Genomic DNA, 22,257 nt, shown 5'->3' on the forward strand with positions numbered 1-22,257 from the left:
ATAAACATATAAAAGAGCATCGATTACGATGCTCTTTTATTATGGAATTTTATTCGTTTCTTTTTATTTCAGTAATTTCCGGCTCATCATATGAAATAATGTCGATTATATGGTTCAAACAAGGAATTTGATAGTGAATGAACTGCTCTTCAGGAAATATAAATTCAGCAATCGTTCCTGCTTTAACAAAATCTAAATATTTTGATTTTGAGTAAACTCTAAAAATTCTACCTTCTGAAATTTCGTAGTCATCCATTACAGTAAACGATTCATTAGTAACGGAGTAAGCAATATACGAGTCAAAATCCAATTGAACAATTGGCAGATTGTCATCAACATCAATGGATGATGCTTCTATTTCAACCTCATCTGTAATTTTCGCGAGTCCCTTAGTTTTGTTAACTTTACACCTATCAATAAGTACCTTCAGTGAATTTTCTTCAGGTTCAAACAATTTGTTTAAATATATATATCCTTTAAATTCCATCAAATCTTGAAAATCCATTACTTCCCCCCATTTTGAAAATCTATCTGAAACAGTTGCGATTCTCTTTACATTACTACTCAACCAAGATTTTATACACCTATTCTAATCAACTGTAACATAAATCATTGTACACTCTTACTTTATGTTGAAAGTGGTACTGTTTTTGGTACAAAGTCAACGAAAAGTGATTTAAATCAATAAAAAAAGACCCTTCCGCTTATGCGAAAAGGCATACGAACTTATTTGTTATTTTGAGTAAAACTCACCCTAAAGAGATTTCATTAAGATCTTTCTATCTTCGTTTTCTTATTTCTATTTGAGATATAATTATATTTCTACACTTTCTTTCCCTTTTGCAACATAACTCATATCTCCAACCGACTCGACTGTATATGTTCCATCTTGATATACAATCTTCGTCACACTAGCATTTTCCACTCCAAGTTTTGTTTTGCTACTGTCTAACATTTCTATTAAGGTTGTAATCAAAAGCCCATGAACGACAACTAAAACATTACCGCCACCATTTCCAGCAGCTTCTTCACTAATTTTATCAATCTCTGCTTTTATACGAGTAGAAAATAATTCCCAATCTTCCGCCTGTTTCGTAGGGTCTGCTGCTCTAATAAGATTAATCACTTCTTGAATAGAAAACTTCATGAGTTCTTCTGGTGATGCAACGCCCGCAGCTTTTCCAACCACATCCCACATATTTTCAAGCTTTTCACCTTCAAAAATACCAAAATTTAATTCTCGTAAATCTTTCCTTTTCTCAAGTTTCAATTTTGATTGCTCACTATATTTTAATACTAAATTAGCAGTTTCAATCGCTCGGCCGCTATCACTACTATACGCATTTGTAAAATGAATATCTTTTAATCCCGTTCCTAAATTTGTGGCAACTTCCACACCTTTTTCTACTAACGGAGAGTCTGCCCAACCTTGCGCGCGATGATTCGTATTTAATATTGTTTTACCGTGTCTCGTAACATATAACGTAACTACATTCTCATTGCTATCTTTTTCTCGCTTATTCATTTTATTCTCTCCCTTTACATTTCTATATCAATTTTACCACCTTAATTATTCATTGAGCAAAATATATGTAAGTAGATTCGTTTAATAAAAAAGCTACCTTTCTGTATATTCCTACAAAAAGGTAGCGTATTTTATGATTACACTTCTTAACTGATACCCCTACTCAGCAAAAGCACTCGAATATTGTACAATTCCTTCTACACCTTCAAGAGCATTTTCTGTTAATTCCATTACCATAAACACTTCTTCAGGCACTTCAAATGGCGCTTTTATATTCCACTCACTTGCTTTCTTAAAACCAAATTTCGGATAGTATTCTGGATGCCCTAACACAACAACCGATCCATATCCAAGTTCTTTCGCTTTTTCTAATGCAGCTACAATAAGTTTCCCGCCAATTCCTCTTTTCTGATGGCCCCTAGCAACCGACACTGGCGCAAGCGCTAATGATTCTACAGACGCTCCATCTTTTTCTATTGTAATTTTTGATAACATAATGTGACCAACTATTTCTTCATCTACCGCAACGATAGATAACTCTGGAACAAACGCGTCACATTCTCTAATACGTTTTACAAGTTCATGTTCTTTTTTATCACTAAATTCTTCACTTAAAAATGCTTGTTGTACAACTTCTTCTGTTTTTCTATAATCGTTTTTTTGTTCTTGTCTAATTGCTACCATTTTAACTTACCCTCTATTCTTTCTTATTTCCTTTTCAATTTTACGAAGCGCTTTTTTCGATCCGCGCTCAATATCATGCTGCATTTTTCTTTCTTTATAATCAACAAATAGTGTATTTAAATCATATCCTTCTGGGTATAATTCTTTCGCCGCTACCTCTAAAGTAATACGTTTTACATTCACTTCAACGAATTCACCGTTATAATATACAACGACATTATAGAAATTATCTTTTTCCTTATATACAATCCCGAAATCGTTATGATCTAACAATTTCACACGGTCGCCTTTTCTGTATTCATGGTGCTCTTCTCTTTTTTCCTGCACGAATTTCGGTTTTCTAATTTTACTTTCATTCACTTTTTCTAGAGCGTATTCTTTATTTCCCATATACTCTTTCGCTCTTTGCAGTACATGTTCTCTCACATTCATTTTATTCGCAATCCAAAGTGCATTACTTTCACCTGATTTACCGATCACTAATTTATAAAGTGGCTCTAGTGTCTCACTATTAAATTGCATTGCTGCGTTCATAAAATCACCATGCATTTCTGAAAAGCGTTTAATTTCACCGTAATGCGTACTTGCAATTGTAATACATCCCGCAAGGTAAAATTCTTCTAAAATAGATATCGCAAGCGCCGCACCTTCATTCGGTTCTGTACCGCTTCCTATTTCGTCAAATAACAGTAACGTATTATTATTTGACATCCTCATGATTTCAGAAAGATTTTTCATATGAGACGAAAATGTACTTAGTGCATTTTCGATACTTTGATTATCACCAATGTCTACAAATACATTTTCGAAAATAGCAATTTCTGTTTCTTTATCTCCAGCGATATGAAGGCCTGACATTGTCGCTAATGTTAACAATCCGATTGTTTTTAGCACAATTGTTTTCCCGCCCGCATTTGGTCCTGTAATAATTAAACTTCGATAGCTTTGACCGATTTCAAAGTTTAATGGTACTACTTTCCCACTTAAAAGCGGGTGCTTACAATTCACTAAATGAATGTAGCCATGATCATTTAATTTCGGCTCTATTCCATCGATTGATTTACTGAACTTCGCTTTCGCAAATACCATATCATATTGACTAATCAATTCCATATTAATTTTTATATGATAAATATTTTCTAATACCATTCCTGATAAAGTCGCTAAAATTTGATACTCTTCCATCGCTTCTTCTGCTTTCAAACTTGCGAGCTCCGCATTTAACTTTGTAACCGTATGTGGTTCTATAAATACAGTAGAACCTTTAGCCGAAGCTTCAACGATACTCCCGGCAACTTGATTTTTATAGGTAGATTTGATTGGAATCGTATAGCGATCATCCTTTTTACTAATAAAGAATTCCTGAATATACTTCTTATTTGCACTACTATTTAAAAACTTCGTTAAACGTTCTTTTATTTTTCCATCAACAGAATCAATGTTATTTCGAATCCGTTTTAACTCTTTACTAGCCGCCGCATCAATGTTATTTCCTTTAATCGAAAAGTTAATTTCTTCTTCGACACTTTTAAATTCAGTCATTGAATTTGCATAAGAGGCTAATACTGGAGCAAAGAATTCTTTATCTAGCATAAACTTTTTAATCTTTCGGCACCCACGTAAAAAGTCTGAAACGCTCACTAACTCTGCTGGGTCTAAAATCATCCCTTTTTCTAATTTTTGAATTGTACTAGCGATATTGGAAATTCCGAAGAAAGGAACATGCCCTTCTGCATCTACTATAGCTCGTGCTTCTGTCGTTTCATTTAAGCGATTTCTCACTACTTTTATACTTGTACTCGGCTCTAATTTATTTAATAATTCCTTACCTAATCCACTTACACAATATGATTTCACTATTTCCATTAATTCGTTATATTGTAACTTTTCAAAAGTCATCGTATTCATTTTGTTTCTCCTCACTATGATTGATTTCTATCATAAATGAAGATACCTACTCATTAGATTCCAATGAGCCCTACATTATTTAATCACCATTTTTATACACTAAAAATATATACAAAAAAGCTGCGGGGATACCGCAGCTTTTACATTTACAAGGCAAGTGTAATTATATATGAGGAAATAAGCCATAAAAAACAGATGGCAATCCCCTTATTACACGCTTTATAAAGTATTGTAGGTATCTTCATAGGTTCCGAAATAAATCCATGACAAAATTAGGGGTATGATGTACATAAAAATCCCCTGGTCTTATCCGATTTATTTCATTAAATTTTTCCTATTTAGTACCTACCGCACTCACAAAAAGCACCTCTCATTAATTTATATTATAGTCATTGAAATCTAATTTACTGAAATCATCATACTATATGTCTTGTAATAAGTAAAGGTGTCAAACTATTGCCTTGTAGATTGTAAAACTTTCATATAATCAACCTTTTTCTCAAGGGTCTTTTTCGCATCTTCAGCCGTTACTATATAATCTACCGCAATATGTTGTAATAACTCCTTATTATCATTTTGCAACTGAATTGTAATATCATCCACACTTATCGCACTATCTTCAATCGTTTGATTAAATTCCTGAATACTTCTTGCAACCTCAGCTAATGTCTCCATATGTGCACGGTTGTTTACGTCCAAAAAGATATTACTTTTGAAAACTGCCGTAACATAATGCTTCGGATGTTTCTTCGCTATTTTTTTCTCTTCATTCTTACCGAAAACAGTATCCCCTGTCTGCATTTGCTCGAAAGTAAGTATAGTATTATTCCTTTTTTCTTCATAATAGGTATTGAACCTTTCTCGTAAATCATTCGCTCCTTTTTTTATTTTATAGTTATCATTATTTACCTTTGGAGAGATTCGTCCATCGAACCATATTTGAAATTGTAAATATGGTTCATCTACTTGCTGTACATAAGCTATTCGTGTGTCTGGTCCTAAAAAATCCTTACCTTGACTAGGTATTTCAATTCGATTTAGTTCCACAGAAATACCATACTCAGCTTTTGTATAACGTTGTGCTGTTTGTTCAATTTCATCATCCGATATATCACATGATGTTAATAGTAATAAGCTAAACAGTATGCTATATTTCATTTTTATTTTTTTCATATTGCCTCTCCTTTTGCTACTACTGCCTATACAGAAATGTCATTATGGATTTTAAATTACGATTTATATAAAGAACTTCTTCTAATAACCGCTACATTAAATTGTCTTCGCTGACTTGAATAATAAAAACTCATCATCTTGCTTTAGAAAGCCCTAATAATCACAAGTGTAAAAACGCCCTTTAGTTATCATTTTACACTTATAGTGTAATTTTACACTATATTGATTTTGTCGTAAAGTAAATATAACATCTATTAAAATCACTTTAAAAACATACTAATATTCAGTTCTATAGCAATCACAGTACGGTTTTTATCGTATCCAATTTTAAAGTAGCAACTTTAATTTCATTGTAGAAAAATTAAATAAGCGCCTCCGCTATTGCGAATGTCATTTACTGGCCCAAATACATTTAATAATTATGACAAGCAATCGTAGGAGGTTACTATATGAGTGAAGAATATATTATTTTACATGGACCTGCTCTTGAACCAAATTTAATTGGCCCCACACTACCACCCATTCCACCATTTACATTCCCTACCGGACCTACTGGAATCACAGGCCCTACCGGCGCTACAGGTTTTACCGGAATTGGAATAACTGGTTCTACTGGTGTTACAGGACCTACTGGAATTGGAGTAACTGGTCCCACTGGTGTTACAGGACCTACCGGAATCGGAATAACCGGTCCCACTGGAGCAACCGGTTTAGGAATTCTCCCCGTATTTGGAACAATAACTTCTGCAGTAGGTATCGGTTTTGCAGCAGTAGTTAATACAAATGTTAATTTGACAATTCCAGGACCTGTTAGTGGAACTACTCTAAACCCAGTAGACAACTCCATTACAATTGATACCACTGGTGTGTACTCGGTATCCTTTTCAATTGTATTTGTGATACAAGCTATTTCGTCTAGTACATTAAACCTTACAATAAATGATTCCATTCAATTCGCAATTGAAACACGAGTTGGTGGTGGGTCTGGGGTAAGAGCTACATCCGCCAGAACTGATCTATTACCTTTAAACCAAGGAGATGTTCTTCGAGTACGAATAAGAGAAGCCACGGGTGACATTATTTATTCCAACGCATCTCTTGTTGTTTCAAAAGTCGACTAGTTCATTTATTAAAATAAAGATTTAGGTATGATAACAATATAAAAAGAAGAGGAAGACTTATATTTCAGTCTACCTCTTCTTTTCATCACCAATTTACTGCTGAACATATATGGAAACTGAGCCTCCACTTACTTGGAATTGCCCCAATCCATCCTTATTAATTGTTACAGTATTTGTTTGATTACCCGTAATATCGTACCATACTTCCCCAGCGTTATTCTTTCCAACATCCATCCACTTTGATCCTCCTGGTCCATCAGAGATTAATGCCGCTAAACCAGAATTAGCATGTACACCATCACCCTCTCTTGTCCAGCCAATCACATCTGGATGGTCCAAATAATCACGCTGCGTACCATATGCAAAGTTTTTTCGCGCCGTCAAAATCGGATCAATTTTATCTTTTAACGCTGGAATTTCATAACTACTATTTCCGCTTGTCCCATAGTAATCACCATAGAAAACTGAAGGATAGCCCTCTGCACGTGTTAAAATAAATGCATACGCCAACGGTTTAAACCACGGACTTACTACAGATTCCAATGACTGCCCAGGCTGAGAATCATGATTTTCAACGAGAGTAACTGCGAGTGCAGGGTGATTTTGCATTACTGTTCCATTTAAAATATTTCTCATATCATAATTCCCATTTCCTGTTGAAGCATAATGAAAATTGTAATGAAGCGGTGCATCAAACACAGATTGATTATAATTGACTTTCGCTAAATAATTGTTTAAAGCCTGAATATCATTTTGCCAATATTCTGCTACTGTAAACATTTCTTTCCCCGTTTGCTGTCTGACATGATTTACCCAATCGCGTAAATATTCATGATCAATATGTTTAACAGCATCTAAACGAAATCCATCTAAATTTAATTCATTCGCATACCACATTCCCCATTTTTTCATCTCATTCGCAACATCAGGATGATCAAAATCAAGATCCGCATACATCAAATAATCATAATTCCCATTTTCGCTAGACACTTCCCAGTCCCACGCTTTACCTATCCCCCTAAATTTATAAATTCGATTTAATTTTCTTCCTTCATCCCAATCCGTTCCGTCAAAATGATACCATTTCCATTTGAAATTAGAATAAGCATCTCTGCGCCCTGGAAAGTTAAAACCTGTCCATGCACTAATTTCATAGTCACCTGATACTTCAATATTTCGATTGTTACGGTCTACCTCAACAGCTGTTACGGTTTCAGTATAATCAGCCCCACCTTTATGATTCATAACTACATCACCGTATACGTCGATGTTTTGCTTATGTAAAGCGTCAATTGCAGATTTCAACTGTGCTTTTGTCCCATATTTCGTCCGCACCGTTCCTTTTTGATTAAACTCTCCCAAATCATATAAATCATAGGCCCCATACCCTACATCATTTTGCGAAGTCCCTTTATATGCAGGTGGTATCCATACAGATGTGATTCCTTTATGGGCTAAACTTTCAGCATCAGAACGCAAACGATTCCAATGATCCCCATCATTCGGAGCGTACCACTCAAAATACTGCATTAGTGTTCCATTGTTTATCGTTGCTGCTTCTGCCTTGTTTCCCTCATATATACTAGGAAAAAGCAAAATAAAAAATAAACAGACTACCGTAATCCTTTTCAACATATTTACACCATCCCCTTCAAGAAAGCGTTTGCATAATTCTTCAAAATTATTATAATATTCGTTCTACAGTTAGTAAAGTAACAATCTTTTAATCTCTCACATTATTTTTCAAAATATGAATTCAACTATTCCACAAGTACCCCCACATAGTTTAAAATTCACATCGTATTCAAAATTGTATACAATTTATCTATAAAAGTATGACGGAGGGATTTCTATGACAGACTTTCAAAAACAATTTTTCGCACGTTTACATATAGAAGAAAAAGAAACCGTATCATTTGAAGATTTATCTCAAATTATGTATAGAATGGCGCAAACTGTTCCATTTGAAAACTTAAATGTTCTCGAAAATAACTTTAAAGAAATATCAAAAGAGAATTTAAAAGAAAAAATTTTAGTAAACAACCGTGGCGGTCTTTGTTATGAACTAAATCCTACTATGTATTACTTTCTTAAAGACTTTGGATTGGATGTTTATTTAGTTTCAGGGACAGTTTATAATGCTGCAAACTCTATATGGGCTGTCGATTCCGGACATATCGCTACTGTTTTAAAACATCATCATGAACTTTATTTAATTGAAGTAGGATTCGGATCATACTTACCTCTTGCACCTGTTCCTTTCTCAGGTGAAGTCGTTCACTCAGTAACAGGAGATTATCGTATTCGCAAAGAAACAACTGAAAAAGGAAATTACATTTTAGAAATGCGTAAAAACAATGAGTTTCTGGATCAATCTTCTACTGATGATTGGACATTAGGCTATGCATTTCATATAGAAGAAGTGGATGAAGAACAAGCAAATGTAGCACAAAAAATCATCGTTGAACATGAGGGCTCACCATTTAACAAAGTACCTCTTATTGTAAAACTTACACATGACGGACACGCTTCTTTAACAAAAGATAGTCTTACAATAACAAAAGACGGTAAAAAATCTAAAGAAGAAGTTACAGACGAGCAATATACAAATCTTTTACATTCGAAGTTCGGAATTACACTATAACTGTTTAAGCCTTGCTATTTACAGCAAGGCTTTTCAATTTTCAGCAGGGATTTTTTGCAATTTGTTGTATTTCATAGTTATATAGGAATATAACTACATATTTAGAAAGGAAATGATTATGACTGAACTTAAAGATCGACTACAAGTAGCTGATAAAGAAAAATGGGATTTAACAGATATTTACCATACAATTGAAGATTGGGAAAGCGATTTTCATAAAATTGAAGTATTAACGAATGAATTACACAAGTTTAATGGAAATATTCACGATGGCAATAGTTTATTAGCTTATTTAACAAAGAGTGAAGAAATTTCTAGCATAATATCTTTAATGTTCGCTTATGCACGATTACAATCTGATCTTGATACACGCGATACTGACGCTCAATCCCTCGTCGATAAAGTATCACAATTACACGTGAAAGTAAGTGCGGCTAAATCTTTCTTTTCCCCATTCTTACTTAGCGTAGATGAAAACACATTACATGCTTACATAGAAGAAGCAGAAGGCTTACAATATTATAAAGAAGACTTATTTGAACTATACCGTTATAAAAAACACGTATTGAATAAGGACCAAGAAGAGATTTTATCACAAATGGGTGAAGCACTTTCCTCCCCGCAGCATACATTTGGCATGTTAAATAATGCAGATATACTATTTGGCGACGTGACTACTAATGATGGAGAAAAAGTAAATTTAACGCGTGGAATGTATGCAAAGTTAATAGAAGATGAGAATCGTGAGAAGCGTAAAGAAGCTTATAAAGCTTATTACAAACCATATGTTCAGTTAAAAAACTCTATCGCTTCTACTCTATCTGCTGCTATTAAAAATAATGTTACTGTTTCAAAGCTAAGAAAATATCCATCAGCTTTAGAAAAATCATTATTTGGCGATATGGTTCCGAAAGAAGTATATGAAAATTTAATCGATACGACGAAAAAAAACATTCAATCATTACATACATATAATGAACTTAGAAAAGAAAAATTAAATGTAGATGAACTAAGACAATACGACTTGAGTGTTGATTTAGTAAAAGGTGTAAAGCAAGACATTCCATACGACGAAGCGTTTGACATAATGATCGCGTCACTAGCTCCTTTAGGTGAAGAATATATCGAAACATTAAAAAGCTTTAAAGATAAACGCTATATAGACGTGAGAGAAACACCTGGAAAACGTTCTGGCGCTTATAACTTTGGTGTATACGGTGTTCATCCTTTCATTCTTTTAAATCATCACGATGATTTAAATAGCCTTTTCACTCTAACTCATGAATGTGGCCACGGTATGCATACGCATTACTCACACGGATACCAACCAAGAATTTCTGCACACTATACTATCTTTGTTGCAGAAGTCGCTTCTACAGTAAATGAAGTGTTATTAATTCACTATTTATTAAAAGAAGCAAAAGATGCTAATGTACGTAACCATTTAGTAAACCATTTCATCGAGAAATTTAAAGGCACTTTCTTTACACAAATTATGTTCGCAGAATTTGAAAAAATCACACATGAAATGGCGCAGCAAGGTAAACCATTAAATGCCCAAGTCTTTAGCGAAGTTTACGAAAACTTGTTTAGAGAGTATAATGGCGACTCCCTCGTATTTGACGAAGAAGTAAAATATGGCTGGTCTAGAATCCCTCATTTCTACCGTCCATTTTACGTGTACAAATACGCAACGGGCTTCGCCTCTGCAATCCAAATCGCCGATAAATTATTAAGCGGCGATCCAAATGCTCAGAAAAATTATATTGAATTCCTTAAAGGTGGAAGTTCTGACTATCCATTAAACCTACTGAAAAAAGCTGGCGTTGATTTAACTACGCCAGAACCGATTGAAAGTGCACTAAATCGTTTTAGCTCACTTGTTGAAGAGTTTTCAGCATTATAGAAAAAAGCATGTAGAGTATATGCTCTGCATGCTTTTTTCATTTGAATCACTTTACTCTAAATGCTGCTGCGTCACACAATGAATCATACCACCATACGCATACAATTCATTTACATAAACACCAACAACTCTTCTACCTGGAAATTGCCCTTCAATAATTTGAAGCCCTAACTTATCATGTTCATCACCGTATATAGGAACCAATACAACTTCATTGCCAATATAAAAATTCAAATACGAACCTTTACAGTCTGCCTCTTTTACCACTTTTCTTGTTACAGGTACTGGGATGAGCTGAAATGGATTTCCATCTATATTTCTTGCTTGTCGCAATTCTTGATAATGTTTTTCTTGCGCCTCCAAAAGGTACGACTCTCCTTCCTCAAAAGGATCATATTCATACAGTATCGTATTTTCATTTACAAACCGTGCCGCGCCATCAATATGATAATCTGTATCTTCATCATAATTATCCTCTCCGCGTATACCAGTTATCCATATAAAATTTGTTACTCCTAAATATTTCGTCAACTCCATTTCAATCTCTTTCTGACTTCGTGTAGGATTTCGATTCTCGTTTATAATAGAAGTTTTCGCTGCCATTAAGGTCCCGTTTCCGTTTACCTCAATTCCCCCGCCCTCTATACAGACACTAGATTCAACTTTTGGAATGCTATACCTTTCACTTATTTTAGTTGGTATAATAGCATCATTTTCATACGGATATTTATCCCCCCAACCATTAAATACCCAGTGTGTTAGGCGGAGATTTCCCTCTTTATCTTTCACAAAGATCGGTCCATTATCTCTTATCCAAACATCATCAGTTTCCTGAACTAAGAAATCAATTTTATCCATATTTACTTTTGCTTCCATTAACTTTGATTGGACATGTACTTTCTCTTCCTCATCACATACAACAATATGCACATTTTCTCCATAATGAAGTTCCTTTGCCATCGCTATCCAAATATCATCTAACTTAGCTTTGTAACCTTCACCTCTATGCGCTTTATCATGAGGCCATTGGAGCCATGTCCCCTCATGCTTTTCCCACTCAGCTGGCATATAAAACAAACTATTTTCCATATTTCTCATACATGTTCACCCCTTCTTCGAATGTAAGTTCAGTCTAAACTTTGACATCGTGTTAAGGTCAACAGGAATATATTCATTTACTTGTAGAAACTTTATAAGGTGACTCTTTATTTCTCCTTGTGATACACTATTTCTCCTTGTAAAACCGTCACCAAAACTTTCGCATTTGGAATCTTATCGGCATTCATTTTAGTAATATCTTCATTTAGTAATACCATATCAGCTGATTTCCCTACTTCAATCGAGCCAGTAATGTTATCAAGACCTAATGCTTTAGCTGGCTTAATTGTATAGGCATCAATAGCTGCATATACATCAGACAAACCCTTGTCATCAATGCTTAATGCATTCGAAATCGTCACAAGCGGATTCAGTTCGTTTACATCCCAATCACTACTAAGCGATACATTTGCCCCTGTTTTCCAAATTCGTCCTAACGGCATAATTCGTTTCATCTGTTGATCTGAAAAATACGTACTTGCCCAGCCTTGTTTAGGGTCTTCCGCAAAATCATGCCCTACCTGAAAATCAGCACTAACACCTAACTTAGCAAAACGATTTATATCACTATCTTCTACCATTTCCACGTGCGTAAGCGTATAAGGCTGATTCGCCCCTTCTTTTTTCGCTGCTTCAATTGCATTTAAACTCTCTCTTACCCCGCCATCTCCAATCGTATGAATGAGTGCACCGTAACCAAGTTTATTCAGTTCCGTCAACCACCATTTCATTTTTTCTTCTGGAATATAGTTCAAACCATACGGCGTTCCTTTAAACCACTCAAATTTATATTTTTCTAGTATTTTAGCTGTACTATTAATACTAATTCCATCACTATACATCTTCACTTGATTAATAAGCATTCGAGATGATACATCATCACGCTTAATTTTTTTGAAATACTCCATTTGTTCTGCTTCATTTAAATTCGGATATACCCATGGACGAAGTACTACTCGCGATGTTAATTTTTTCTCATCATGTACTTTATTCCAAACATCTAACCAGCCTCGTTTCCAGTAGAGACGTCCATCGCCGACTGTAGTAATACCATTCTTAGCAACCTCATCTAATCCGTCTAGCAAACCTTCATAATTTTTTTCAAAGAGATTGGGCTGAGAATTCCATGCTTTTTCCATTACGATATCTCCTGCTGTATCATAAAGAATCCCAAAAGGTTCTCCTGTCTCTGGATCTCGAATGATTCTTCCGCCTTGCGGATCTTTCGTATCTTTATTTATTCCAGCTAACTCAAGTGCCTTTGAATTAACCCATACAGAATGAGAGGTTCTTTCCATAATTAACACTGGATTATTAGGAAATAACTCATCAAGAACTTGTAATGGAGTTTGTTGTTCTGACTTTTCGTCCATATCTTTTAACAGCTCTTCCAAACTAAATCCCGTTCCACTTATCCATTCGCCATCTTTCACATCTTTTTTACAAGCCTTTAAATACGAGCGTTGTTCTTGCAGGGAAGCATCTGGTGAGACACTACAATTCCCTGCTGCTGGTGATTTTGCTTCAAATATATGATTATGATTGTCCACAAAACCAGGGAGGATAAAACGTCCTTGTAAATCCACCACTTTCGTATCTTCATTTATAAATCCCTCTACATCCTTGTTTGAACCAACAAATGTAATTTTCCCCTCTTTAACGGCTATAGCCTCTACGATGTCTTGCTTTTCATTAGAAGTATAGATTGCACCATTTTTAAACACTACGTTTTTAGGTAACTGATTAGGTAAAACAGCGCTACCACTCTCACCTTCTCCTACTCCAGAAGTACATGCCGAAATCCATACCATACTTAGAATCAGACAAATGATCATGATTGTTCTTCTCATATTCTCTCTCCTTTTTATTATGATAAATTGCTTTCGTACATAGAATAAGGATTGACATAATGTTAATGTCAATCCTTATTCTCATTCTATTTTCGTAATAAAAAACAAATTTGTGTAACATACTCTTCTGCTAAACAATCACATTCAGGTCCCTTTATATAAACTTCATATGGATGACCATCTATTTTATAACCGTTCTTTTCCACCCACTCTTCTAATGCCATATAGGCATAACCTATATAGTCATAGCTACCATAATGCATAGTAGTAACAATTTGATGTTGATGTATCTTTTTTATTTCGTATCCTTGTAATCCATCTTTATCGTCACTATCCATAACTGGAATTCTTAATTCAATATCACTGTGACCCGGCATAAACTCTTCATCATAAAAAACAGTAGAAGGAGAGCCTACTATTTGCAAACTATTTTTTTGTACTTCTTCATATAAGTCATAAAAATAATCATCCATATGATCTATATCTATTTGTAACCTTTGAGCAATTACTGTTATTTCATTTCTCGTTCCATTTAATATATCGTAATTTCTATGGCGAGCAATATTTAAAGCATGATTCATATTGACCATTTCATTCATTTCAGAAATAACCTGTAAATTTTGTTTCACCTCATGAGACAACTCTATAATTTGCGCTTGCATATGGTGAATAAATGAATCTTGATCTGATGACTGCAGAATTACTTTAATTTTCGGCAAAGGAAACTTGTACTCTCTGAGCTTTTTAATTTTCAGTGCTATTTCTAGCTGCCCTTGCTCATAAAATCTATATCCATTTACCGGATTCACATATGCCGGTTTCAATATTTCCTCTTTATCATAATGTCTTAGCATCCGTGTACTCATTTTACAAATCCGAGAAAATTCAGTAATTGTATACATATACATACCCCTTGAGTATATTTCTTTTTTAAATTTATTTACTAAAACCAATCAAAAAACTTTTTAATTGAAGAAACTTCATTCTGATTACTCAATCCTTTCATTTTTGAAGGTAACAAATGACTCGGACAATACCACGTTAAACAATTCATTGCGCCTCCCATAGTCGAAATGTCTCCTACATGAATTTGAATAACTTGTTTCTCCGTATACTGTTGAATACATCGTAATACTTCCCCATCTTTAGCTAACCCAAACTTAGGAACATAAAGGGAGTCACATGTTTCTAACATATTTATATATAAGCCTTTTGCCGATGCTATTTCTTGATCATATTGCCCTTTCTCTGTATATGACGAAGGAACAACGATAAATTCAGCTTCTGGCATTTGCTCTTGAATAATCTCTTGCACATGATATCTAAATTCATTATCACCTAGAAAATCACTAATAAACATTGTGTGTTCATCAATAAATTTAACCATTCCGTCCGCGTGCGCAAGTACATCTCCTTCTTCAGCAGGAATAATAATAACCCGGCTCACATCTAAGTCCCACTCTAATTGCTCAATTATTTCCTCTTCCGTCCAATCATCGTTGTCATCAAATATGCGTTCTGTTAATATAACAGTATCTTTTTTATTCCAAATAAGATTGCCACCATCCAATATTAATGGTGATTTCACATACTCAAAGTCATTTTTCTTCAACCATTTATTAAATTGTTGATCTAAATATCGTCCCTGATCCTCTGGTAAATAATTTGGGTAATATTTAAATTTAACAAGATGATTCGTTACAACTGGCGCAACATCTCTTAACCAAATATCATCATACTCAAAGAAGTTTGTATGAAAGTCTTGCTCTTCAACAGATAAAGATATAAGTTGATCCGCAATTGATTTCTTTTCATTTAAACATTCATTAAAGTAAATCAAGTCCTCATAAAATGGTTGATAATATTCATTCGATTCGTCTGGTATTGCAGTAAAAATAATGCCATTATGTTTTTGTTCCATATTATTTACCTCGCTTTTTAATAGTAGTTACATAACTGATTTTACAAAGCCAACTATTCCTCAATTCATGTCTTTTTTCATTACAACTCATGCAACATGTACATTTCATGAATGGATTATAGCATGGAGAAATATTATATATTTATATAAAAAATATAAAGCTGACGTTAAGCCTTAAATTGACTCTTGACAAGTTTTTTAAATACCATATTTTAAAACAACAATAAATGATTAAATGATTTTTTATCACGATTCAAACCCATTACTTCTAATAGATCGTTTTGATTATATAAATTCACTAAATGCATTTCTACTCCTATACAAATTCCTTCTAGCGGAAGATCATTTGGATCCTGACCAAAGGAATCTTCAATTTCAACCCCTATTGCTTCAATACCTATGAATGCAAAACTTATAAACGTAGTCGCAAGTACTGTAAACCATCCGAGACTATCAACAAGACCAATCGGTAAAGTAGCACAAAATATAATCAATAAAATTTTTATATGAGCAAAATATGCAAAAGGAATAGGTGTTGTTTTGATACGATCACATCCACCCACAGATGTAAGTAACGTATTCAAATCCGTTTCCATACTAATTATCGCATTTGGATGAATTTGCCCCGTTTTCAAACCTTTTGATAGTATAGTTTTCAACATAAAAACTATACTAATCGGTAAATGATTGGACTCAACCAAAAATGCTTTTTCCTTCTCAGAACAGACAGCAAGCAATGATTTCACTTCAGATAAATCTTTTTCCTCCCTCAAGTGCCCTTTCGCTAACTTTGGAAATGCAATTAATAAATGTAAAAATTTTATTTTTTCCTGCTCCATACTCTTCCCTTTAGAATCCCAATGACACAAAAAACTAATTGCTAAATTTCTAGTACAAGCACCAATCGTGCCAAATAGCTTTCTACCTTCCCAGTACCGATCATAGGCAGTATTCGTACGAAACACTAATAGTAATCCTAAAGCTCCTCCGACGATTACCCAAGGAGTCTGATTTATATTTATTTCTGCATAGTAATAATTAATCACAGCTACTATCGTTGAAATACACGTATATAATACGATTTGTGGGAAAATATCTCTTATAATTGTCCCTTTTAATGTAAATATTTGATGTAAACTATTTTGATTATTGTAATGAACCATATTTACAAAAACCTCTTTCTCTATTAACCTTTTATTCTTTTAAATCATGAAAGTATACAATTAAATAATAGAATCATAAACCCTATCATTATGAGGCTGGTTAAGATTATTTCTTTCAATACTGTTACTCCTTTTTTCAAAAAGATAAAATACCTTATTTATTCAACAACAAATCTTCACTCTTCTAAATCACGACGCATTATTTTAGAATTTGCAATGAATAAAGCACTAATTAATACAAGAATCGCGCAAGCATATAACAATGAATCCATTGGACTATCATGGTCTATAATAATTAGACGAACAATAGCCGTAATACCTATATATATAAAATAACGTAATGGAAAATGAAAGTTCATTTGAAAATACTTTATAATCATTACGATGAATTCAAAATATAAAAAGAATACGACGATACTATCAATCAAATGATAACTAGATTCCTCACTATTTAATTTAAGTTCTTGTATAAATTGAATAACTTCTTTCATAAGAAACACACTTAAAACCATTCCCAAACAGATCAAAGCAACATTTAAAATGTACTGTAGAACGATAGGGAACAACGAAAAAACTCTTTTTATATTCTTTAACACAAATATTTTTCTCCTTTTCCATATAAAACAATAATGACAATATATTTAATTATCATTACATCAAAATTATAAATTTTATTCTTATTACAGATGTTAAAACAAGACAAAATAAGTAAAGATAGCATTTCACCTATTTTGTCTATAAAGCAACATAACGAAACTATAATCGATTACTTCAATTGAATCGGTTGTTGCTGTGTAACACAATGAATCATTCCGCCATTTTTATAAAGCTCTCTCACATCAATACCGACTACTTTACGATCTGGGTATAACTTCTGAATCGTATCGTTTGCGATTTTGTCATTTGGGTCATTATAGTTAGGCACCAATACAACTTTATTCCCAATATAATAATTGATATACGATCCCTTATAATCGAGAGTTTTTCCACCTTCTAAAGTAACTTTATCTTTACTAAGCGGTAAGTATTCATATTTATATTTCTTTCCTGAAGCATTTTTTGCATCTAACAATTTATCCATATCTTTGTTTGACAAGCCCCATTCAGCCAAGTCATCTTCTTTCATCGTTACAATGGTAGATTTATCATGGAATTTAGCAAATCCATCAATATGAAAATCCGTAATATCTAAATTAGGCACTCCATCTAACCAAATAAAGTTTGTCACCCCAAGGTCACTTATATATTTTTCAATTTCCTTTTCTGATAAATCAGGATTTCTATTTTTATTCGTTACTGCACTTCGAGTTAATAAAGCAGTCCCATTGCTGTCTAATTCAATTGCGCCACCTTCAAGGACGAATTTCCCCCAATCAATTCTTTCAATCCCTAATTGTTTACTAACATTCTCCCGTACACGGGCATCATTTTTATAAGGAGTTTTCTTCCCCCAACCATTAAATGCTGGATCTAATATTTTTAGATTTTTATTATTGTCATAAACAAAAATTGGTCCACTATCTCTTGCCCATACATCATCAGTAGGCGCTATAAAGAAATCAATCTTCTCCATATTTAGCCCTTCATCTGTTAGAAGCTTATTAATTCGCTCTTTTTCTTCCTGATCATATGCAACAATGTGGACTTTTTCACCCTCAGTTAAAGTACTTGCCATCTTAACCCAAATAGGTTCAACTTCTTGTTTATACTCTTGACCGTATGTGTATTCATGTGGCCATTGTAGCCATGTACCTTCATGTTTATCTTTTTCATCCGGCATCGTATATTTCCCAGCACTTTTCTGTACCTCTACTTTTTCACCCTCTTTCCCTTTAGCATTTTCATTATTCCCTTCAAAAGAACATCCACTAATAATCGCTGTAGATAATGTAGCTATTAAACAAAACTTTACTACTTTTTTCATTTTTTCAACCTCCTGTTCGTGTCTCCAATAATGTAAAGCTTCACATAGTGTGAAGCTCAAGCTTTTTCATCAATGTAAAAATTACCAATTATTCTTCCGCATGATAATTACATAATTTCAATACAAATAGATGACATTCACAAAACAAATCCCCTATATTTAACATTAATATCATTTAACTTCCTTCATAAATTTATTCTAATATTAATCCCCTCTCATACATGCTTGTTCACTAAATAAAACATTATTAAATAAAAAAATCGGTATTGATAATTACATATCAATACCGATTTTAAAATAATTATTTTTCTTCTATTAAATCATTCGCTAATTTCCTAAACTCTTGATTAAATGTATCATTCATACCATTTTGTACGTTAGAGAATAATATTACAAACGTTCTTTTATCCCAGTTAAAATTATTAAAAGTGTTCCAACCAGCTAATACACCATGATTATGATAATAATCTGGGTAAATATAGAAACTAAATCCATACTTTCTAGCGGGTGATACAGTAAACATATCTGATAAACTTTGTTTAGAAAGCAGCTTCCCATCCATAATTGCCTCATCTAACCTTTTCATATCATCAACTGTAGTGTACATTTCACCACAACCATATAGCCAATTCATCCTTAAACGAGGCGTAGCTACTAACTCATTATCTTTTTTCGTATATCCTTCTGCTAAAAACATATCTCCAGGGAAAGTGGCACCCATCCCAGATTCATGCATTCCAACAGGAGTAAAAATGTTTTCTTTCACATAGTCAGCAAGTGGTTCATTTGTTATCTTTTCTACAATATATGCAAGTACCATATAATTATAATCTGTATATCTCCATCCCGTTCCTGCAGGAAATTGTAACGTTTGCGCTCCGATCCAAGTTACTAACTTTAAACGTGACGCTGCATCAACACTACCTTGCCCCTGTTCTGGTAACCCGGACGTATGTGTTAACAAATTTCGTAACGTAATGTTTTTATCTGCTGGAAACGATGGAATATACTTATTTACATTGTCTTCAATATTTAATTTCCCTTTTTCTCTTAGTTGCATGATAGATATTGCAACGACTGTTTTTGTTATGGAACCGATGCGATATTTTGTTCTTGGCGTTGTTAAAACTTTATCTTTTATATTCGCATATCCGTAGCCTTTTCGTAAAACTACATTATTTTTATCTGTTACGAGAACTGTACCGTTAAATCCTTTATCTTTTAAATATTGATCGAGTTTCGTTGCTGCAATATCATAACGGCTTTGCTGATTTGCATCAACTTTCGGCTGATCATTTCCAACCTTATCCTTTAAATTTGAAAATGCCTTCAAACTGTATTTCTTTTCTTTATTTGCATGTATGAGTGCAGCGACACTCCCACAAAAAATAGCAAAAACAAAGAAAAAGATTAACCATTTCTTAAACATATGGGAACCCTCTTTTATCTAGTTTCACTCTATACTTTTCCATTCTATTCTATATCTTTTTATTTTTAAATATTTTATAATCTATCTACTCTATTATTCCTCATAGTAAACTAGATTCCTTTTTTCTAACGTTCAAATTTTAACTACTCTCTATTGTAGTTCTTTTTTACAAAATTTCCACCTTACAATCGGATAGATCCAACTTTAATTTAAATTTTTTATGTAACATTCGTTACATATTAACAAAAATAGAGGTGGCAATTTGAAAAAGACCGATAAACGCAATCGTTTAGATGATATGATGTTTCATTATCGAGTAACAAAAAATGATACAGTTTTAATTGAATATTACGGAAAACAAATCATGTTTTTAAAAGGAAATGAAGCTGACAAATTTTCAAACAAAATAAATCGGGCAAATAACGAAAAAGAAAAACAACTTATTATGGCTAAAATTACAGGTAATTTCAAAAGAGGAAATGAGCGTTAATGAAAACGAATCTCATTTATAAATTGATTATACAGCATATAAAAAAAGAAATGTCACTCCCATGACATTTCTTTAGGTTTTCTTCATAAAAGATTTACATTTTTAATATTCATTTACTTTTACATAAACTCACTGCTGAAACGCTTAGTAATGCAGCTATACCCATCCATGCATATGTGTAGCCTTTCCCATCTACTATATAACCAAACAAAGCAGGTGCAAAGATAATAGCAATTTGATTAAGCGTAAGCGCAAAACTCACTGTTAAACCTACCGATTCCTTACTTGCAGACTCAGCAGCTTCGACCATAAAAAGACTAAACCAACCAATTGCAAAAAAACCTAACAGTCCGCTTACCACAAATAATGCCCCAATTCTCATTGTATGTATACTCATCACAACAACTAAAATTAAGAAAAAAGAAATACATACACATATAAACAACGGTGTACGACGATTCCCTTTGTAATATGTATCACTTATTGTAGCTAATATAATTCGGCCTATCATTCCTGCAAATAGCATAATCGAAAATACTTTCCCTGCTAAAATAGGTGTTATCGATTTTTCAGTAGCTAAAAATTTCATAAAATGTCCGACTAATATCATTTGTAAAGAAATCATACAAATACCTGTAATAAAAATTGGATACAGCTCTTTTTTACATATCACCTTTTTTAATTGCATCCAAAAAGAAAGCCTTACATATTCTCGGCTAGTGTGTTCTTGGGGGTTCGATTCCTTATAAAATATGAAAAACAATAACCCACCTACTATACATATAGTTGCAATAACATTTATCGTATAAGATAAACTAAATTTAAGTGTAAGCAAAGGGATCGTTACTCCTGCTAACGCCCCGCCAATAGGTATACCAGCTTGCCGTATTCCCATAGCTAATCCGCGCATTTCTTTCGGAAACCATTTCAAGATTACTTTACTTCCCCCTGGCTGGGATACGCTATAAAACGTTCCTATTAAAAGAAGGACAAATAATAGCCCCATAAATTCCCTTGCCATATGAGCAAGTAAAAGCGCCCCACCAAGTAATACAGTGCTCGCTCCAATTAATATTCTTTCGCTATATCGATCAAGTAACCTTCCGACAAAAAGCATACAAAACAGCGGACCTATATTTACAGCACTTATTAACAACCCAACCTGCATATTCGAAAGTGCATATTTCTGTTTCCAAAATAAAGCGAGTACCCCTACTCCATATGTTATAAGTGTTGCACTTGCCTGTGCTACCGTTGTCAAAGTTAACATGATCCATTTATTAGAACTACTGTACTTTGCAATTTCCCCTTCACTTATCAACGTTATCTCCCCCATATCCCTTTCATTGTATGAAGGTTCTGATATCATGTAAAATAAGTGTTAATAATAGAATCCATCAAAAAATTTGATACCTTTTTCG

General features: G+C 33.6%; 19 protein-coding genes. 4 read left to right on the top strand and 15 right to left on the bottom strand.

The annotated features are described in order from the left end of the window. Positions 1–49 precede the first annotated feature (49 nt). From JDS80_RS07400 to JDS80_RS07420, 5 genes are all read right to left on the bottom strand, one after another. Positions 50–505 (bottom strand): hypothetical protein, encoded by a 456-nt coding sequence (locus JDS80_RS07400; RefSeq protein ID WP_199637788.1) that lies wholly within the window; start codon positions 503–505, stop codon positions 50–52. Positions 506–814: 309 nt separating this feature from the next. Then, positions 815–1,525, bottom strand: a complete 711-nt coding sequence (locus JDS80_RS07405) for a histidine phosphatase family protein (protein WP_071747575.1) — start codon at positions 1,523–1,525, stop codon at positions 815–817. Positions 1,526–1,684: 159 nt separating this feature from the next. Next, positions 1,685–2,209: a GNAT family N-acetyltransferase gene (locus JDS80_RS07410; protein ID WP_199637790.1), complete on the bottom strand. Its 525-nt coding sequence runs from the start codon at positions 2,207–2,209 to the stop codon at positions 1,685–1,687. 6 nt (positions 2,210–2,215) lie between these two features. Then, entirely contained in the window at positions 2,216–4,117 is a 1,902-nt protein-coding gene (locus tag JDS80_RS07415; RefSeq protein ID WP_199637792.1) for an endonuclease MutS2, read from the bottom strand. Between the two features lie 453 nt (positions 4,118–4,570). Continuing rightward, positions 4,571–5,290 carry a hypothetical protein gene (locus JDS80_RS07420; RefSeq protein WP_199637794.1) on the bottom strand — a complete coding sequence of 240 codons (720 nt, stop codon included), beginning with the start codon at positions 5,288–5,290 and terminating at the stop codon, positions 4,571–4,573. 449 nt (positions 5,291–5,739) lie between these two features. On the opposite strand from JDS80_RS07420, the gene betA reads away from it, so the two are divergent. Continuing rightward, positions 5,740–6,411 carry a collagen-like exosporium glycoprotein BetA gene (gene betA, locus JDS80_RS07425; RefSeq protein ID WP_199637796.1) on the top strand — a complete coding sequence of 224 codons (672 nt, stop codon included), beginning with the start codon at positions 5,740–5,742 and terminating at the stop codon, positions 6,409–6,411. A 93-nt stretch (positions 6,412–6,504) separates the two neighbouring features. Here the strand turns inward: betA and amyS are convergent, their stop codons facing one another. Further along, entirely contained in the window at positions 6,505–8,046 is a 1,542-nt protein-coding gene (gene amyS / locus JDS80_RS07430; protein ID WP_199637798.1) for an alpha-amylase, read from the bottom strand. A 217-nt stretch (positions 8,047–8,263) separates the two neighbouring features. On the opposite strand from amyS, the gene JDS80_RS07435 reads away from it, so the two are divergent. Then, positions 8,264–9,055, top strand: coding sequence for an arylamine N-acetyltransferase family protein (locus tag JDS80_RS07435; protein WP_199637800.1), 792 nt, complete (start codon positions 8,264–8,266; stop codon positions 9,053–9,055). Between the two features lie 118 nt (positions 9,056–9,173). Further along, positions 9,174–10,961 carry an oligoendopeptidase F gene (pepF, locus tag JDS80_RS07440; RefSeq protein WP_199637802.1) on the top strand — a complete coding sequence of 596 codons (1,788 nt, stop codon included), beginning with the start codon at positions 9,174–9,176 and terminating at the stop codon, positions 10,959–10,961. A gap of 51 nt (positions 10,962–11,012) precedes the next feature. Here pepF and JDS80_RS07445 read toward each other — a convergent pair whose 3' ends face one another. The 8 genes from JDS80_RS07445 to JDS80_RS07480 form a co-directional block, all read right to left on the bottom strand. After that, complete coding sequence (locus tag JDS80_RS07445; protein WP_199637804.1) at positions 11,013–12,059, bottom strand: agmatine deiminase family protein; 1,047 nt, start codon at positions 12,057–12,059, stop codon at positions 11,013–11,015. A gap of 107 nt (positions 12,060–12,166) precedes the next feature. Next, complete coding sequence (locus JDS80_RS07450) at positions 12,167–13,909, bottom strand: amidohydrolase (RefSeq protein ID WP_199637806.1); 1,743 nt, start codon at positions 13,907–13,909, stop codon at positions 12,167–12,169. Between the two features lie 86 nt (positions 13,910–13,995). Beyond that, the gene (locus tag JDS80_RS07455; protein ID WP_199637808.1) at positions 13,996–14,811 is read right to left on the bottom strand and encodes a MerR family transcriptional regulator; all 816 of its coding nucleotides are present in this window, start codon (positions 14,809–14,811) and stop codon (positions 13,996–13,998) included. 41 nt (positions 14,812–14,852) lie between these two features. Continuing rightward, a complete protein-coding gene (locus tag JDS80_RS07460; RefSeq protein ID WP_199637810.1) occupies positions 14,853–15,830 on the bottom strand; it encodes an agmatine deiminase family protein in 978 nt (325 codons plus the stop codon). 212 nt (positions 15,831–16,042) lie between these two features. Beyond that, complete coding sequence (locus tag JDS80_RS07465) at positions 16,043–16,993, bottom strand: bestrophin family protein (RefSeq protein WP_199637812.1); 951 nt, start codon at positions 16,991–16,993, stop codon at positions 16,043–16,045. Positions 16,994–17,169: 176 nt separating this feature from the next. After that, entirely contained in the window at positions 17,170–17,589 is a 420-nt protein-coding gene (gene psiE, locus JDS80_RS07470) for a phosphate-starvation-inducible protein PsiE (RefSeq protein ID WP_071747587.1), read from the bottom strand. Positions 17,590–17,759: 170 nt separating this feature from the next. Beyond that, positions 17,760–18,917 carry an agmatine deiminase family protein gene (locus JDS80_RS07475; protein ID WP_199637813.1) on the bottom strand — a complete coding sequence of 386 codons (1,158 nt, stop codon included), beginning with the start codon at positions 18,915–18,917 and terminating at the stop codon, positions 17,760–17,762. Positions 18,918–19,218: 301 nt separating this feature from the next. Beyond that, positions 19,219–20,346, bottom strand: coding sequence for a serine hydrolase domain-containing protein (locus JDS80_RS07480; RefSeq protein ID WP_199637815.1), 1,128 nt, complete (start codon positions 20,344–20,346; stop codon positions 19,219–19,221). A 262-nt stretch (positions 20,347–20,608) separates the two neighbouring features. Between JDS80_RS07480 and JDS80_RS07485 the strand changes: the two genes are divergently transcribed. Continuing rightward, complete coding sequence (locus JDS80_RS07485) at positions 20,609–20,836, top strand: hypothetical protein (RefSeq protein ID WP_199637817.1); 228 nt, start codon at positions 20,609–20,611, stop codon at positions 20,834–20,836. Between the two features lie 109 nt (positions 20,837–20,945). On the opposite strand, the gene JDS80_RS07490 is transcribed toward JDS80_RS07485, so the two are convergent. Next, a complete protein-coding gene (locus tag JDS80_RS07490; protein ID WP_199637819.1) occupies positions 20,946–22,157 on the bottom strand; it encodes an MFS transporter in 1,212 nt (403 codons plus the stop codon). Positions 22,158–22,257 lie beyond the last annotated feature (100 nt).

The sequence above is a fragment of the Bacillus cereus group sp. N8 genome (assembly GCF_016483685.1).
GTDB classification, from domain to species: domain Bacteria; phylum Bacillota; class Bacilli; order Bacillales; family Bacillaceae_G; genus Bacillus_A; species Bacillus_A proteolyticus.